This window comes from Piscinibacter gummiphilus, from assembly GCF_002116905.1.
Classification (GTDB): Bacteria; Pseudomonadota; Gammaproteobacteria; order Burkholderiales; family Burkholderiaceae_C; genus Rhizobacter; species Rhizobacter gummiphilus.
This window is the reverse complement of sequence record NZ_CP015118.1, coordinates 3,732,766-3,748,654: the sequence shown is the minus strand read 5'-3', so window position 1 is coordinate 3,748,654 and position 15,889 is coordinate 3,732,766. Positions and strand designations below refer to the sequence as shown.

General features: G+C 71.9%; 15 protein-coding genes. 11 read left to right on the top strand and 4 right to left on the bottom strand.

The genetic code is table 11. The features are described from left to right. Nucleotides 1–182 precede the first annotated feature (182 nt). The gene (locus A4W93_RS16890) at nt 183–581 is read left to right on the top strand and encodes a hypothetical protein (protein ID WP_085751714.1); all 399 of its coding nucleotides are present in this window, start codon (nt 183–185) and stop codon (nt 579–581) included. Between the two features lie 109 nt (nt 582–690). Next, nucleotides 691–1,080: a hypothetical protein gene (locus A4W93_RS16885; RefSeq protein WP_085754206.1), complete on the top strand. Its 390-nt coding sequence runs from the start codon at nt 691–693 to the stop codon at nt 1,078–1,080. Nucleotide 1,081: 1 nt separating this feature from the next. Here A4W93_RS16885 and A4W93_RS16880 read toward each other — a convergent pair whose 3' ends face one another. The 3 genes from A4W93_RS16880 to A4W93_RS16870 are packed head-to-tail and all read right to left on the bottom strand — an operon-like array spanning nt 1,082 to nt 3,460. Further along, a complete protein-coding gene (locus A4W93_RS16880; RefSeq protein ID WP_085751713.1) occupies nt 1,082–1,864 on the bottom strand; it encodes a LytR/AlgR family response regulator transcription factor in 783 nt (260 codons plus the stop codon). Beyond that, nucleotides 1,864–2,919, bottom strand: coding sequence for a sensor histidine kinase (locus A4W93_RS16875; protein WP_085751712.1), 1,056 nt, complete (start codon nt 2,917–2,919; stop codon nt 1,864–1,866). Before A4W93_RS16875 ends, A4W93_RS16880 begins: the two co-directional genes overlap by 1 nt. Nucleotides 2,920–2,935: 16 nt before the next feature. Next, nucleotides 2,936–3,460, bottom strand: a complete 525-nt coding sequence (locus A4W93_RS16870) for a DUF6622 family protein (RefSeq protein WP_085751711.1) — start codon at nt 3,458–3,460, stop codon at nt 2,936–2,938. Nucleotides 3,461–3,779: 319 nt separating this feature from the next. Here A4W93_RS16870 and A4W93_RS16865 point away from each other — a divergent pair, with 319 nt between their 5' ends. From A4W93_RS16865 to A4W93_RS16845, 5 genes are all read left to right on the top strand, one after another. Then, complete coding sequence (locus A4W93_RS16865) at nt 3,780–5,372, top strand: M14 family metallopeptidase (protein ID WP_169726553.1); 1,593 nt, start codon at nt 3,780–3,782, stop codon at nt 5,370–5,372. Nucleotides 5,373–5,426: 54 nt separating this feature from the next. Beyond that, nucleotides 5,427–6,344, top strand: a complete 918-nt coding sequence (gene ppk2, locus A4W93_RS16860) for a polyphosphate kinase 2 (protein ID WP_085751709.1) — start codon at nt 5,427–5,429, stop codon at nt 6,342–6,344. A gap of 112 nt (nt 6,345–6,456) precedes the next feature. Further along, complete coding sequence (locus tag A4W93_RS16855; protein ID WP_085751708.1) at nt 6,457–7,137, top strand: hypothetical protein; 681 nt, start codon at nt 6,457–6,459, stop codon at nt 7,135–7,137. Nucleotides 7,138–7,141: 4 nt separating this feature from the next. Then, nucleotides 7,142–7,705: a bactofilin family protein gene (locus A4W93_RS16850; RefSeq protein ID WP_085751707.1), complete on the top strand. Its 564-nt coding sequence runs from the start codon at nt 7,142–7,144 to the stop codon at nt 7,703–7,705. A 164-nt stretch (nt 7,706–7,869) separates the two neighbouring features. Next, nucleotides 7,870–9,288: a YncE family protein gene (locus A4W93_RS16845; RefSeq protein ID WP_085751706.1), complete on the top strand. Its 1,419-nt coding sequence runs from the start codon at nt 7,870–7,872 to the stop codon at nt 9,286–9,288. Between the two features lie 12 nt (nt 9,289–9,300). Here A4W93_RS16845 and A4W93_RS16840 read toward each other — a convergent pair whose 3' ends face one another. Beyond that, complete coding sequence (locus A4W93_RS16840; protein ID WP_169726552.1) at nt 9,301–10,185, bottom strand: helix-turn-helix domain-containing protein; 885 nt, start codon at nt 10,183–10,185, stop codon at nt 9,301–9,303. 211 nt (nt 10,186–10,396) lie between these two features. On the opposite strand from A4W93_RS16840, the gene A4W93_RS30085 reads away from it, so the two are divergent. From A4W93_RS30085 to A4W93_RS16825, 4 genes are read left to right on the top strand one after another with little or no spacing between them, the layout of a single operon-like run. Then, nucleotides 10,397–11,692, top strand: coding sequence for a hypothetical protein (locus tag A4W93_RS30085; protein ID WP_157782179.1), 1,296 nt, complete (start codon nt 10,397–10,399; stop codon nt 11,690–11,692). 44 nt (nt 11,693–11,736) lie between these two features. Next, complete coding sequence (mobH, locus tag A4W93_RS30080) at nt 11,737–13,320, top strand: MobH family relaxase (protein ID WP_157782178.1); 1,584 nt, start codon at nt 11,737–11,739, stop codon at nt 13,318–13,320. Further along, nucleotides 13,317–15,200 (top strand): conjugative transfer system coupling protein TraD, encoded by a 1,884-nt coding sequence (traD, locus tag A4W93_RS16830; RefSeq protein WP_157782177.1) that lies wholly within the window; start codon nt 13,317–13,319, stop codon nt 15,198–15,200. Before mobH ends, traD begins: the two co-directional genes overlap by 4 nt. Then, complete coding sequence (locus tag A4W93_RS16825) at nt 15,197–15,814, top strand: IncC plasmid conjugative DNA transfer DtrJ family protein (protein ID WP_085751702.1); 618 nt, start codon at nt 15,197–15,199, stop codon at nt 15,812–15,814. The genes traD and A4W93_RS16825 overlap by 4 nt, the downstream gene beginning before the upstream one ends. The last annotated feature ends 75 nt before the right edge of the window (nt 15,815–15,889 follow it).

The following is a 15,889-nucleotide window of genomic DNA, read 5'->3' as shown; positions in this document are numbered from 1 at the left end:
GGCACCGCGTTTGCGACGGGCGGCGCGCCGGCGTCGCCAAGCGCCGCCGCGGGGGCGTGGACGGCGCCCGTGACACTTCTCACGGGAGGGCCGAACCCGTGTGGCCGAAGTCACTTGCCTATCCCGCGCCTGGAGGGGGAGCCCCCCTGGGCGGTGCGGTTCCGCGCGGGAACAATGGCGCCATGACCCGCTCGACCTTCGAAGATTCACGGTTCCAGCACAGCAGCGTGCCGGGCTGGCAGCCCACCACCCCGGATGTCGCGGGAGCCGGTGTGCCGGCGCCGTCGTACCCGCCGGGCCCGCAGCGTCCCGCGCGTGCACCGCAGCGCCGCTCGCTCACCGACGAGGCCCATGTGTGGCTCGCGCGGCTCCCGCCGCGTTTCCAGCCCTTCGCCACCGCGCGCCGCCATCCGCACATCGTGAACCGCATGGCGGAACTGTGGGGTCAGTCCGAGGCGTTGTCGGCATATTTTGCCGACCTGCTGCTGAGTGGGCGCGAGGACCGGCAAGGTTTCTCGTTCGACGTGCTCACGGAACTGTTCGACCTGCAGTCGCAGGCCCAGAACCCCAAGGCGCACTGACCTCGGATGTAACAGGCGGAATCCATCGCCTGCTTCTGTCCACCAACCGGGGCGGCCGGTCGTTCACCTTCCATGGCCGCTGAAACGCGTTGCCGTGAAGGAGCAGAAGATGTTCGAACGCAAGTCCCCCGTGATCGTCGCGCTGGCCCTGGCCGGCGGCCTGTTCGCCGGTACGGCCCATGCCGGCCGCGTGAACTGGTCCGTCAACATCAACGTCCCGGGCCCGGTGTACGCCGAGCCGGTGTACTACGCCCCCCCGCCGCCCGTCTATTACGCACCGCCTCCGCCGGTGTACTACGCGCCCCCGCCGCCGGTGTACTACCGTCCGCGTCCGGTGGTGGTGTATCCGCCGGCCGTGGTGTACCGCCCGGGTGCCGCCATCGTGGGCGGTTCGTGGGAACGCCACCGTCATGGCCACGGTCACGGCCACTGGCGTGGTGGTGATCGCCACGACCGCGGCGGCCACTACGGGCAGGGCGGCCGCGGCGGCGGCTGGTGAATCACATTCCCTTGAAGAGGTGGCTGTAGAGGCGGCTCACCGGCAGCTTGTCGGTGTGGCCGCGCAGGCTCAGCGTGAGCTTGCCGCTCTCGTCGCGCGTGGCCGTGGCGATGGCGTCCGCCCGCACCACCGTGCCCCGGTGGACCTGCCAGAAGCGCTGCGTGTCGAGCTGCGGGAGCAGCTCACGCAGTGACGTGCGGATCAGGTGCTCGCGTTCGGCGGTGACGAGCCGCACGTACTTGTCCGCCGCCTCGAAATAGATCACGTCGTCCACGCGCACCATGTGGATCGCGTTGCCCGCGCTCGCCTGGATCACGGTCAGGCGCGTCGACGCGGCCGGCACCGCGCCGCCCAGCAGCTGGCGCAGCTGGTCGAGCGTGTCCGACGCACCGCCCCGGCGTTTCGCGAGGCCTTCCTTCAGCCGCGTGCAGGTCAGCGCGAGGCGGTCCGCCCGCACGGGCTTGAGCACGTAGTCCACCGCCGCGAGGTCGAAGGCCCGCAGCGCGTATTCGTCGTAGGCCGTCACGAACACGATGAGTGGCAGCGGCGTGCCCTCCGGCCATTCCTCCGCCAGCTCCTGGGCCGCCTCGATGCCGGTCCGGCCCGGCATGCGCACGTCGAGGAACAGCACGTCGGGCCGGTGCTCGAGCGCCATCGCCACGGCGGCGGGCCCATTGGGCGCGATGCCGGCCACGGCCAGCTCGGGCCATTGCCCGCGCAACTCGGCCTGCAGGCTGGCGGCGAGCAGGGGTTCGTCCTCGGCGATCAGGGCGGTGGCGTTCATCACGGGGTCTCCAGCGGAAGGCGGACGGAGGCGAGGGTGCCGCCGGCGGCGTCGGTGGCGGCCGAGAGGGTCAGCGTGGCCAGGTCGCCGTGCCGGGTGCTCAGGCGCTTGCGCACCTGTTCGAGCCCGAACTGCGTGCCCTGGGCGGACGCGGCGGCGTCGAGGCCCACGCCGGTGTCGCGCACGTCGATCACGAGGTGCCGCCCGTCGCGCCGGGCATGCACCGAGATGCGCCCGCCCGCGATGTGCGGCTCGAGGCCGTGCTTGATCGCGTTTTCCACCAGCGGCTGCAGCAGCAGCGTGGGCACCATCGCGCCTGCGAGGTCACCGGGCAGGTCGAGGTCGGTGGCGAGGCGCTCGCCCATGCGGATCTTCATCAGCGCGAGGTAGTCGGCGGTGCGCTCGAACTCGGTGGACAGCGGGTGCTGCACCGTGCGGGAGGCCGACAGCGTCGAGCGCAGGAACGCGATCAGGTGGTCGAGCATCTCCTGCGCGCGGTTCGGGTCGGCCGAGATCAGCGCCCGCAGGTTCGCGAGCGTGTTGAACAGCATGTGCGGTTCGAGCTGCGACTGCAGCAGCATCAGCTGGGTCTCGGCGGCCTCCCGCCGGGTGGTGGCGATGACCTCGGCGAAGTGTTTCGCGCGGCCCGTGGCCCAGAAGAAGTACGCCACGACCCCGCCGATGGTGCCGAAGTAGAGCAGGTGGCCCAGCATCTCGCGGGTGCTGTGGTGGTGCAGCACGCTCATGCGGTCCAGGCCCGTGAGCAGGTCTCCGATCACGCTGCCGACGATGTTGCCCACCGTCACGCCGAAGGCGGGCAGGGCGATGGCCCGCCAGCCCTTGGGCCAGCCGCTGTCCGGGTCGCGCTGGATGGCGAAGCGGCCGAAGTCGATCAGCGCCCAGGTCACGAGCCCGATGGACTGGGCGTAGATGAACTGGCTGAGGAAGGTCTTGCCGGCGTCCGACACCACGAGGCAGGCCGCGATGAGCGTGTTGATGCAGATCACCAGCCCCGCGTGGCGGAGGAAGTGGCGGGGCGAGGCGTCGTTGCTCATGGGCGAGGTCGGGGGCTCAGGCGGTCGGCTGCAGTCTACCGATGCGCGAGGGCACCGCGCGCCACATCGCGATGCCGCGGCGCAGGAAGATGCCGCTGAAGGCGCCGTACGCCAGGGCCACGGCCGGGGCGAAGGCCGGGTCACCGGTGATCGCCGCGTGGGTGGCCATCGCCGCGCCCACCGCGAACTTGAGCGCGAAGATCGCCAGGAACAGCATCAGCGGCACCCAGCTGCCGGGCACGGCGATCCGCTGGTGGCGGGCATCCCATTCGATGCCGCGGGGCCAGCCGGACAGGTGCGTCACCGCGACGGCCACCACGACGCCCATGAACCAGGCCATCACGTTGTCGGCCGAGGGCACGAACGTGCTGACCACGGCGCGGAACGACAGCACGAGCATGACGAGCGGCAGCACGGTGGCGAGCCGCAGGCTCACGAGGCGGTCGCGGGCCTGCATCAGGCCGATGGCGAGCAGCCCGGTCAGCAGGAACCAGACCCAGGTGGGGGCCTGGGTGACGATCTGGGTGGAGGTGGCGTGCATGTGTGGGCTCCTTGCAACGGTGACGCGATGGACGCATGGTCCGCCGCGGCCGGATGGCGCGCGACGGGAACGCGACGGGCTGCACGGGCACGGCGCGAAACGCCGTCCGGAGGGTGTGAACGATGTCCGCCCAACCTCCGAAGGAGGGAATGGCACGGGCGGGAGGGGGCGTCTATAGTCGGCGGCCAACCCGGAGAGTCCCTGCATGTTTCGCCGTTGTTCCACCGCCCGATCCTTCACCCTTCCGTTGGCGCCCGTGGCGCTCGGGTGTGCCGCCGCGGTGCTGTTGTCCGCCTGCGGGTCGAGCCCGATGCCCAAGATGCCGCCTCTGGTGCCCTCGCGCCCGGCGCAGGCGGCCGTTCCGGCCAGCGCACCGGCGGTCGCCCCCGTGGCGTCCGCGCCGGTGGTGGTGGCGCCCGCGGCAGTGAGCCCGCTGGAGACGCCGGCCGTCGCGGCCCGCTTCCCGGATCCCGCCGTCACGTTCTCGCTGCCCTCGCTGCAGGACGGCCGCACCGACTTCACCACCGCCGCCGAACTCGACGCCAAGCTGCGCGCGCTGGCCGCCACCCAGCCGGCGGCCCCGTCCGAGAACCCGACCAGCATCACGCTGGTGCCGCTCGGCAATTCGCAGGACAGCACGCCGCTGCAGGCACTGCTGTTCACGCGCCACCCGTCTCCGTCCGCCGCGGTGATCGTGCGGGGCGGCCGGCCCACGGTGCTGCTGGTGGGCCAGCAGCACGGCGACGAACCCGCGGGCGCCGAGGCGCTGCTGGCCGTGGCCGACGAACTCGCCACGGGCAGCCTGCAGGGCCTGCTCGACCGCATCAACGTGGTGATCCTGCCCCGCGCCAACCCGGACGGTGCCGGCCGCAACCAGGCCGTCACCACCCTCGGCACCGACCTCGACACCGACCACCTGCTGCTCACCACGCCCGAGGCGAAGGCCCTCGCGAAGCTGGCCCGCGACTACCGCCCGCTGGTGGTGGTGGACGCGCACGAGTACCCGCTCGACGCCTCGTTCGCCACCCGCTTCGGCGGCGCCCAGCGGGCCGACCTGCAACTGCAGTACGCCGCCACGGCGCGCCTGCCCGAGTTCATCTCGAAGGCCTCCGAGGAGTGGTTCCGCCAGCCGATGCTCGCGGCACTGAAGGAGGCGGGCTACACCAGCGAATGGGTGCACCGCCCCGGCGAAGGCCAGCGGCTCGCGATGGGCTCGCCGCGCCCCGACAGCGCACGCAACGTGAACGGCCTGCGCAACGCCGTCAGCTTCGTCGTCGAATCCCGCGGCGGCAACCTCGGCCGCGTGCACCTCAAGCGCCGCGTGGCGAGCCAGGTGGCCGTCATCTCCGACGTGCTGCGCACCAGCGCCCAGCGGGCCGACGACCTCGTCAAGCTGCGCAAGTACGTCGACGCCTCGGTGCGAGCCGACCTGTGCAACAGCCAGATGCTGATCGACCCGCGCCCGTCGGCCACCGAACACACGCTGTCCCTTCTCGACCCCGCCACCGGCGCCGACAAGTCCGTCACCGTGAACTGGGATTCGTCGCTGGTGCTGCGCGACGGCAAGCAGCGCAGCCGCCCCTGTGGGTACTGGCTGGCCGCCGACCAGTCCGATGCGGTGGGCCGACTGCGCGCGCTGGGCCTGCGCGTGGAGCAGCTCAGCGAGGCGTTCGACATGCAGGCCGATGCCAACTCGGGCACGCCGGTGGCCGGCGAACGCGAGTTCATCGAGTTCGCCGCACCGGCCGGCAGCTACTACGTGCCGTTGAGCCAGCCCTGGGGCAACCTGGTGGTCGCGGCCCTCGAGGCCGACGCGGCCCAGGGGTTCCTGGCCGCCAAGGTGGTCACGGCGCCGAACAAGCTGCGCAAGGTGGCGGTCATTCCGAAGGTGCGCCGGACCCTGGTGCCCTGAGGCGACCCGATCGCCTTCATCAAACTGCCATGGGCGTCCGCTAGGGTGGCGCCCATGGAAAAGACCGATGACGCGCTGCTTCAGCGCATGCACCACGACCTGATCGACAGCTTCGACGAGGAACTGGAACTGGAGCTGGACGACCGTGCGCTCGAGGCGTATGCCGGCGAGGGTGGCGGTGTCTTCGACGCCGAACACAAGGCGGCCCGCCGCCTGTACTTCCGCGAGCTGTTCCGCCTGCAGGGCGAACTGGTCAAGCTTCAGGACTGGGTGGTGTCGAGCCGCCACAAGGTCGTGATCCTGTTCGAGGGCCGCGACGCCGCGGGCAAGGGCGGGGTCATCAAGCGCATCACGCAGCGACTGAATCCGCGCGTGTGCCGCGTGGCCGCGCTGCCCGCGCCCAACGACCGCGAACGCACGCAGTGGTACTTCCAGCGCTACGTGTCGCACCTGCCCGCCGCCGGCGAGATGGTGCTGTTCGACCGCAGCTGGTACAACCGCGCCGGCGTCGAGCGCGTGATGGGCTTCTGCACCGACGAGCAGTACGAGGAGTTCTTCCGCTCGGTGCCCGAGTTCGAACGCATGCTGGTGCGTTCGGGCATCCAGGTGATCAAGTACTGGTTCTCCATCTCCGACGAGGAGCAGCACTCGCGCTTCCTCGGCCGCATCCAGGACCCGCTCAAGCAGTGGAAGCTGAGCCCGATGGACCTGGAGTCGCGCCGCCGCTGGGAGGACTACACGAAGGCCAAGGAAGTGATGCTCGAACGCACGCACATCCCCGAGGCGCCGTGGTGGGTGGTGCAGGCCGTCGACAAGAAGAAGGCCCGCCTCAACTGCATCCACCACCTGCTGGGCCAGATGCCGTACGAGGCCACCGAACACCCGGCCATCGAGCTGCCGAAGCGCGAGCGCCACGAGGACTACCAGCGTCAGCCGGTGCCCCAGGACATCATCGTGCCGGAGATCTACTGAGGCCTTGCTGCATCGCCTGTCCGTGACGGGCGTTTCGGCCTGGGGTGTGGAGGGGGTGGAGGGATGCCCCGCGGGATGATGGCGCTCATGCCATCGGTCCACGAGGTGACACGTGTCCATCCCGACTTCTGCCCCGCTGCTGGTGAAGCTCGGCGAACTCGCGCATGCCGACGTGGGCGTGCCGGGGCGCCGGCTGGTGCACCACCCCATGCGGGGCTGGGTGCCCGAGGCCGAGCGGCCCTGGCGCATCCGCTGGTTGCCCCTGTGGGTGACCTGCCTGTTGCCGCTCGGAGTGCTCTTCGGTTTGCTGGTGCCGCGCCATGTCGGGATGGGAGTGATTCCTCCGTCGGGGCCTGCCTCGGTGCCCTCGGACCTGGTTGTGGTGGTGCCGTCGGTGGTCGTGCCACCCGCCGCGTTGCCGCCGTTGCCGTTGCCGTTGCCGTTGCCGTTGCCGGCTCCGCCCGTCGAACTTGCCGCAACCGGGCGGCCGGCCCCGGTCGCCGTGCCCTCGCGCCGGCCGGCGCGTGCGGCCGCGTCCGCGCCCCGGCGGCCTGCTTCCGAGTCGGTGGCGCCTGTCGTGTTCAACGACCCTCCGACCGCCGAACCGAAGCCCCGTCCGCGGGACGTGCTCGTCGCCATCCAGGACGGCCAGACCATCGTGGCGCCCGATCCCCGCGGGCTGCCGGTACCGTTCCGGGTGGGCGAGCTGCTGCCATCCGGGGCGCGGCTGCTGCGGGTCGACGCGCGGTCGGGTGAAGCCCAGACCGATCGCGGCGTGATCCGCCTGGAGTGAGCCCGTGAAATTCCTCCTCGATCTCGATGGGCGGGGTTCGCCGGCCCATGCGAACCCCCCTGTCGACCCGCTGCCCGTGGCCGACGAAGTCCGCCCCGGCCCGGTCCCTCCGCGCGGCCGACGCCGCGAGCCGGTGGACGTGCCCGTGCTGCTGCAGGCGGTCGCGGCCCCGGCCGGCACACCCCAGCCCTGCTGGTTCACGGTGGATTCCGCCGGGGCCGACACGCTGGTGGTGCCCGCCGGCGCCCGCGTCCGGGGCGACTGCCACGCGGAGAGCGTCCACGTCCACGGCGAGGTGCTCGGGCGCGTGCGGGCCACGCAGGGGCTGCTGCTGGTGGCACCGGGTGCACGGGTGCGCGGGGGTGTCGAGGGGCACGGGCCGGTGGTGATCGCGGGGCTCGTGCAGGCGGCCCGGGGGCACGATGCGGTGGTGGCCCATGGCCGCCTCGACCTCGCGTGTTCGGCCCGCGTGGTGGGGGCCGTGTGCCACGAGGTCGTGGCGATCTACGACGGTGCGCGGGTCACCGGTGTGTTGCGTGCCCTCGACCGCCGGCACCGGGGCCGATGAATGCCCGCGGCCGGTTGCGTCCTGTGACGTGACCTCGTCCGGACGCTGGTAGGCTCCCGGCCGGGGCGCGCACGCGGGCGGGGAGGCCGGCGGCGCAAGACCTGCCGCCCCGGATGACCCCGTGCGAGCGGGTCATGGTCGGAACATCGTCGGAGAACCTTGGCATGACCCCCCTTCGCAAGCGCCACGCGCTGGCTGGACTGCAGGCGCTGACCTGCCTCGTGATGGCCGCGTGTGGCGGTGGTGGCGGCAACAGCGGCGCGGAAGCGCCGCTCGCCACGGCGCCTGCCGCATCCTCGCCCACGCCGGCCGCACCCGCGGCATCCGTGCCGGTGACCCCATCGCCGCCGGCTTCGGTGCCGTCGCCGCCCGCGGTGGGTCTGAGCCCGGCGTGCAGCACGTTCTACGGCAGCAGCTTCGCGCTCGTCAGCAGCCGCACCGCCGCGGCTCCCGCGGTGCTCGCGAAACCCGCGAAGGGCGTGGCGGTCACCGAACCCGCGTTCAAGACCTGCCTCGTGCGCACCACCGACCATGCGGCCGACGGCACCTCCGGCTTCGCCCGCAACGACTACTCGCGCCGCCAGGCCTTCAACGCCGACAGCACCCGCCAGGTCGTGGCCGCCGAGGATGGCTTCTGGCATCTGTACGACGCCAACACGCACCAGCGCCTCGGCGTGCTGCCGGGCCTGGCGGGCGATGCCGAGCCCCACTGGCATCCCACGAACCCGAACCTGCTGTACCGGCTGCCGATGCAGGGCATCGGCATGACCCTGCACGAACTGAACGTCGCCACGAACACCACGCGTGTGGTGGGCGACTTCGGCGCCCGCCTCAAGGCCCGCTGGCCCACGTCGGCGGCGGCGTGGACCCGCTCCGAGGGATCGCCCTCGAAGGACGGCCGCTACTGGTGTTTCCTCGTGGCGGCCTCCGGCGGCGCCTCGCTCGGCGTGTTCACCTGGGACCGCGACACCGACACCATCACCGGCACGCGCGACCTGGGCTCGGAGCAGCCCGACCACGTGAGCATGTCGCCGAGCGGCAGCCACTGCGTGGTGTCGAGCGACGGCCCGATGGGCGTCACCGCGTTCACGCGCGACTTCGGCAGCAGCCGCCAGCTGCAGAAAAACTCCAACCATTCCGACATCGCCCTCGACGCCAACGGCGACGATGCCTACGTCGCGGTCGACTACGGCACCAACGGCGGGGACGTCTTCATGGTCAACCTGCGCACCGGCGTGCGCACGGTGCTGTTCCCCACGTACGTCTCGGGCTCCACCACCGCGCTGCACGTCTCCGGCAAGGCCTTCGACCGGCCGGGCTGGGTGGTCGTCAGCACGTACGCCGAAAGCGGCACGCTCGCCTGGCTGCACGGCAAGGTGATGGCCGTGCAGCTCCAGGCCGATCCCGTCGTCTACACGCTGGCCCACCACCGGGCCACCCGCGAGAGCTACTGGACCTCGCCGGTCGCCAGCGTGAACCGCGACTTCACGCGCGTGGTGTTCAACTCCAACTGGGGTGTGAAGAGCGAGACGGACGTGGATGCGTACGTGGTGGAGATTCCGTCCGGGGCCCTGAAGCCCTGACCCTCGAGCCGATCACCGCGGCGAGGGATCGGTCATCCCGCGCCGCAGGTAGCTCGCCAGCACGGCCTGGCGGAACGGCTTCTCGAAGATGCCCACGGAGAACTGCTCCGCGAACGGGATCAGCGAGCCTTCGGTCTCGGCGCCGGTGTGCAGGGCCCCGGTGGTGATGGCGATGGGCGCGGAGGGCTGTCCGGCGCGGATCTGGCGGATGGCCGCCTCGGCGGTGCCGGCGCCCAGCAGCCAGTCGATCACGTAGCCCTGGAAGGGGCGGCGTGCGAGCGACGCCGACAGGTCCGCGGACGTCTTGTGCGTCTGCACCACCATGCCTTCGCCTTCCAGCGCCATCGCGACCACGGCGGCGGCGTTGTCGTCGTCCTCCAGCAGCGCCACGCGGGGCCGCGGCGCGCTCGTGAGGCGCAACGACGCGATGCCGTGGCGCACGTGCCCGCGCACCTCGGGCGACGAACCCGCGTGCACATGCCACTGCTCGCCGATGCGCACCGCCACCAGGTCGCACACGTCGTCGGCGGCCAGCGCCGGGCCGGGCTGCAACTGCCCCTGCGCCGGCAGGCCGGGCAGGTGAAGCCGTGCCGGCTCGGTGGCGGCGCCCCCCGTGCCGCGGTCCGCATGACCGGGGGCCAGCCCCCGCAGCGTGTCGACGTCCGTGGCGAAGTGGTCGGCGATCACCTTCAGCTCCGGCAGCGAGAACGACGACTCGCCCTTGAACTTGCGGAACACGCTGGTCTTCGCGAGTCCGAGCAGGCCGGCGACCTCGGCCGTCTGCTTGTGCCGCGGCACGCCGCGTGACAGCAGGAAGGCCTTGAGCGCGGGGTAGGGGCCGTCGTCGAAGGAGGTGGCATCGGGGCTGGAGCCGGCGAGGTCATGGTCGTCGTTCATGGCGTTCAAGGGCAACGGGACGGCGGGATTATAGGAATGATTGCGAAAGAAATGCAAAAAACGTCCGGCGCCTGCCAATTGGTTGCGTTTTGTATCTGTCGCAGTGATTTGATTGCGAAACGATTGCGTGTGCATCAGAATCGCATCGAACGGGCGAATTGCAGTTCTGATTTGTCCCTTGTCGTTCCACCGTCGTCATCCCGGAGAACCCATGGAATCCCTTCAGAACAGCCTCCACGCCGCCTGTGTCGTCGACCAGAAGGACCTCAACGAAACCGTCGTGGGTGCCGTCGCGGCGGTCGCCCGCCAGAGCCTCCACGACTGCGCCGAGCTCTTCGGCATCACGGTGCGCCTCGCGCAGCGCTTCGCCTCGATGGCCCTGCAGGGCGAGGACCGCCGCAGCGAGGTCGACCCGCTCGCGGACCTGGCCACCACGCCCACCGCGCTGTGGCGCGTGCACATGACCCTCGACGACGTCACCCAGATGCAGCGAGGCCGCGCCGCCCCCATGCCACCGCACCTCGAGCGCTACCGCCCGGTGCTGAAGGGCCTGAACGAGCAGGTGGTGCTGATGCTGCTGCGGTACGCCACGCAGCCGAGGCTCGCGGCCCTGATGAGCGGCCTGGGCAGCCGCGAGGTCATGGAGGCCATGTCGTCGGCCGGGTGCAGCACGCTGGTCCAGTCGGCCGGGCACCTCGCCCATCCGCTCGTGTCGCTCACGCTCAACGAGGTGTACCTCGACCGGGTGTTCTCCACGCTGAGCGGCCTGCCCGTCGATCCCGTCCTGCGTTCCCTGGTGGCGCGCACGCTGTGCAGCTGGGAAGACTGCGTGGAGATCAGCGAGGCACTGGACCGCGAGCTCGCCGCGCCCCGACCCGTCCGGGTCACCAAGATCGGCCGCCCCACCGCCGTGTTCCTGCCGCCGGGCGAGGCCGACACCATCCGGCAGCTGATCGCCCACGGCGTCAGCACGAAGGCCATCCTCCAGTTCACGCGGTCGGAGGTCAACTCGGCCCAGGTGCGCCGCCTGCGCAAGGCGAGCGACGACCAGCGGCCCGAGCCGGCGGACGACGACGTGGTCGATCCTTCGCTGCCGCGCACCCACGACAGCAATGCGGCGGTGTGGGGCAGCGCGGTGCGGCGCCTGCTCGTCACGTCCATCTTCGCGCACCAGCGGGTGCTCGTCTCGCTGGGGCTGCCACCCCATGCCGCGTTCGTCGAGGCCTACGAGTTCTACGCGACCCACCACCGCGACCCGGCCAACCCGCTGTCGCTGTCGCGCCTGATCAGTGCCGTCTTCACGCCGCTGCAGGACGGGCTGGTCCACCTCGGGCATTGCAGCGAGTGCAACACGATGCACCTCTCCCACGACGGCCACCACAACGGCATCGAATGCCCCGTGTGTGCGCTGGCGAAGTTCAACAAGCTGGGGCGGCCGTCGTCGTTTCGCACCGGCAACTGGGGCAGCGCGCCCCGGGCCCGGTCGGGCGAGGCCCTTATGGCGTGAGGCGTGCGGGTGGTCCGCCGGAGGGACGGCAGGAAGATGACCTCATGCTGAACTTCCTCAAACGGACCCTCGTGCCACGCGCTCGCGGCACCTCCGGCCTGGCGCCCGCCAGCCTCGATGCGTTTCTGTCTGCCGCACCCGCCCAGGTCGAGCTGCCCCGCTACCCGCCGGTCGATCCCGGCCTGCCGGTGGTGTCCGCTGCTGCGGTCATGGCGTCCCAGCGCGAACTCATCGAACGGCTGCGCGAATCCTGCGGCTTCGACGAGGTTGGTTTCCGCGCCCACGTCCTCGCACCGGTCGAGGCGGTCGCACGCTGCATCCTGCTGCTGCCCGCCTCCTCGCACGAACACTTCGCCGGCCCGGGCGGGCTGTTCCGGCTGTGCCTCGAGATGGCGTTGTTCTGCCGCCAGGCCGCGCAGTCCCGCGTGGTCGAGCCCATGGCGCCGGCCGAGGTGCGCCGCGCGGCCGAGCCCCGCTGGCGGCACGCCTGCCTGCTGGCGGGGCTGCTCTGCGAGCTGCCCCGCACGCTGTCCTCCCTGACCGTCACCGACGAGGCCGGCCGCGAGTGGCCCGCCTGCCTGGGCGGACTCGACGCGTGGCTCCAACGGGTTCAGGCGGACCGCTGCCATGTCGTGTGGCGTGACGGGGCGGGGCCGGGTGGGGCGGAGGCCGCCGGGGTCCTGGGTGACCTCGTCCCGAAGGCCACGCTCGCCTGGTTGAACGAAGGCGCACCGTCGGTGGTGCCTTCGATGTTCCGTGCCGCGCTGGGCCAGGCGGCACCCGAGGGCGACGAACTGGCCCCGCTGGTGCTGGCCACGCGGGCCCGGGTGCTCGCGGTCGAGGCGGTCACGAGGCGCTCGCGCTACGGTCACCTGCGCATCGGCCACCACCTCGAACTGCACCTGGTCGACGCGCTGCGCCACCGCGCGGCCACAGGGCAGTGGGTGTGCGGGCAGGGGCCGTTGTGGTTCGGCCTCGACGGCTTGTTCATCGAATGGCCCGCCGCGGCCGACGCCGTACGGCACGATGTGATCCGCAACGGCGTCCGGGGTGTGCCGCTGAGTGCGTTCACTTTGGCCGAGCTGCTGGGTCAGGCCGACTTCCTGGCGCCGTCGGCACCGGGCCAGTGGCTCTGGCGCATCCACACAGGCACCGGGGAGGAGCGGACCGCGGTCAAGGTGACCGAGCCTCGTGCGCTCCTCGGCCATGCCGACGCAGCCCGGCTCGAACGCCCCCTCACCCGGCCCGTCGGGGTCGACGACGATGCCCCTGCTGCGGAGCCCGGGCGACGCTCGGTCGCCCCTCGTCCCGCGTCCACCGATCTGGCGACGGACGAGGCCACCATGGCCGACACCTGGCGCCGTTGTCTCGAAGGCGGCCGCACCGACCTCATCGCATGGCTGCCCGGCCGGCGGCTCGCGCTGTCGCAGGACCTGCTGTCCCTCTCGGGCCACGACGTGGCGGCGGCCGCGGCCGTCCTCGAACGCCGCCGCTGGCTCGGGCGGGGCGACTGGCCGTCGTCCTCGGCGCGGGCGGGCCTGCTGGTGTTCGACGGTGCGGTCAAGCCGGGGCTGGTGCTCAACGACGCGGGTGTGGTCCAGCTGGGCCTGGCGCCCCGTGCCGCGTGACCCCGGCCCGCATCTTCAATGCGTTCCGGCCGGTGCACGAGGCACGGGCCGCCGCCGCGTGGTGCCTCGCGGCGTGCCATGCCGTGGCGCTCGCGTTGCTCGTGGGAGTCGACGGGCGGGTGTGCCTGGCGATCGCTGCGGGGGCCGCCGCGATGGCATTCTGGCGGGGCGCGCAGGCCCGGTCCCTCTGGCGCTTCAAGCTGGGGCTCGCGGGCAGCCGCGTGGTTCGGCTGCCGTGCGACCGCTTCGACCGCGTGAGACGTTCGCTCGACGGGCGGCTGTGGCTGGGCTGGGGCTTTCGCTGGCAGCCCGAACACACCCAGCTGTGCCACGACCTGCTGAAGCGTTCGCTGCACGAGGTGTACCCGCCGCGCTGGGTGCTGCGGCTGCACGGCCGGCACGACGATCCCCACGAAGCCAAAGGCCTCGGCTGGGTGCAGGGACTGGCCCCCGAACGCGACGTCGTCGTGCCGATGGCGGCGCTGGAAGGCCACACCGCGGTGCTGGCCGTGACCGGTGCACTCAAGACCGTGCTGGCGCGCCTGCTCGTGTACCAGCTGGCCAGCCGTGGCGATGCGGTGTTCGTGCTGGACCCGAAGGGCGACAAGGGCCTGGAGCAGGTCTGCCGGGACGTGGCGGCCCGCCTGGGCGATCCGTCGCGCTTCGCCCGGTTCCATGCGGCGTTTCCCTCGCGGAGCTTCCGCTTCGACGCGCTGGCCAACTGGGACCGCGAGACCCAGGTGGCGTCTCGCATCCGCCTGCTGATGGGCGGCCAGCCGGACGATCCGTTCAACGCGTTCGTCTGGGCCACGGTCACCGACGTCGTGCGGGCGATGAAACGGCTCGGGCGCCGGGTGACGCTGCAGTCGCTGCTGGACACGGTCCGTTCGCAGGATGCGGCGGAGGCGCTCGCCGAGGAGGTGCTGCAGGCCTGGTTCGGGCAAGCCGATGTGGCCGCGGCGGCGTCCCCGGCTCGCAGGCCGCCTTCAGCACGCGGCGGCCCCTTCAACAACCCGCGGCTCGTGCATTGGGCGCACCGTTTCCGCACCGAGGTGCCGCCACACGAGCGGCCGCCCGACATCACCAGCCTCCTCGCGGCCCTCGAGGCGGACCGGGGCTGGTTCGCGAAGATGGTGGTGGGGCTCACGCCGGTCCTCATGCGCCTGACGGCCGGTGACCTCGGCCCGCTGCTGTCGCCCGACCACACGGACCTGGCCGACCCGCGCCCGGTCCACACCACGCGCCAGCTGGTCGAGGGACGGCGGGTGGTGTACTTCGGGCTCGATGCCTTGTCCGACACGTCCGTGGCCGAGGGCCTTGCGGCCCTGTTCCTGTCCGACCTCGCCGCCACCGCCGGGGACCTCTACAACCACGGCCCGGCCGATGGCGTGGCGCCGAGGCGCGTCCACGTGCTGTGCGACGAATGGGGCGACCTGGTCTGCGAGCCCGTCGTGCAGCTCGCGAACAAAGGCCGTGGCGCGGGCATCGTGCTGTACCTGTTCGGGCAGACCGTCTCCGACCTCGTCGTCAAGCTCGGCGACGAGGCCCGGGCCCGGCGTGTGCTGGGCAACATGAACAACGTGATCGTGGGCGCCACCTCCGACAGCGACACCCTCGACTTCGTCACGCGCAAGCTCGGCGAGACGGTGGTGCGGCGGGTCACGGTGTCGCAGGGGGCCGGACAGAAGACCGAGGACGCGGGCCTCGAGTACGCGGCCACGCGGCAGGCGAGTGTCACGGAACAGGCGCTGGCGCTGGTGCCCCCGCAGGTGCTGGCGGGCCTGCCCGACCTGCACTACGTGGCCATCGTCAACCGGGCGCAGGTCTTCAAGGGACGCATCCCGGTGCTGGACCTGGCCGCGCCGTCCCCGGCCCCATGACCCGGCGCTCGCACCTGGCCGCCTGGCTGCTGCTGTGGCTCCTGGGCCTGCTCGCCTGGCCCGCGTGGTGTGGCCCGGAGCGCCTGGCGCAGCGGGCGCGCGATGACGTGGCGACGCTGCACCGCACGTTCGGGCCTCGCATCGCCGTGCCCCTGGCCCGTCTGGCGGACGAGTCCCGGCGGGCCGTCGGGCGGACGGGCCCCGAGGGCGTTCCTTCCCGTGGCGATCGTTCCCTTCGCGGCCGTTCGACCCTGGCGGACCGGGCCGTGGACCAGGCCGACCGGTACCTGGAGGCCCTGAGCCTGCAGGTGCACGGCACCGTGCTGCGGGCCGCCACGCTGGTCGCGTGGTGGGTGCTGCTGATGCCGCTGGCGCTGGCCGCCGCGTTCGACGGGCTGGCCGAACGCGCCATCAAGTTCGACACCTTCGGCTACCAGAACCCCGCGGCCTTTTCGCTGGCGGGCCACGCGCTGATCGCCTGCGCGATGCTCCCGCTGCTGGCGCTGGTCGCGCCGGTGAGCCCGCCGCCGTGGCTCACCCCCACCTGGCTGCTCGCGGTGCTGCTCCCGCTGCGGGCCACGCTCGCCCACATGCAGCCCGTCTTCACGCGCTGAATCCGCGCCGTTCGCGCATCCGGCCGCCTCCCACCGGCGGCGAAAGGGGCTCGGTGTGCAGGGAGTCTCCACGCG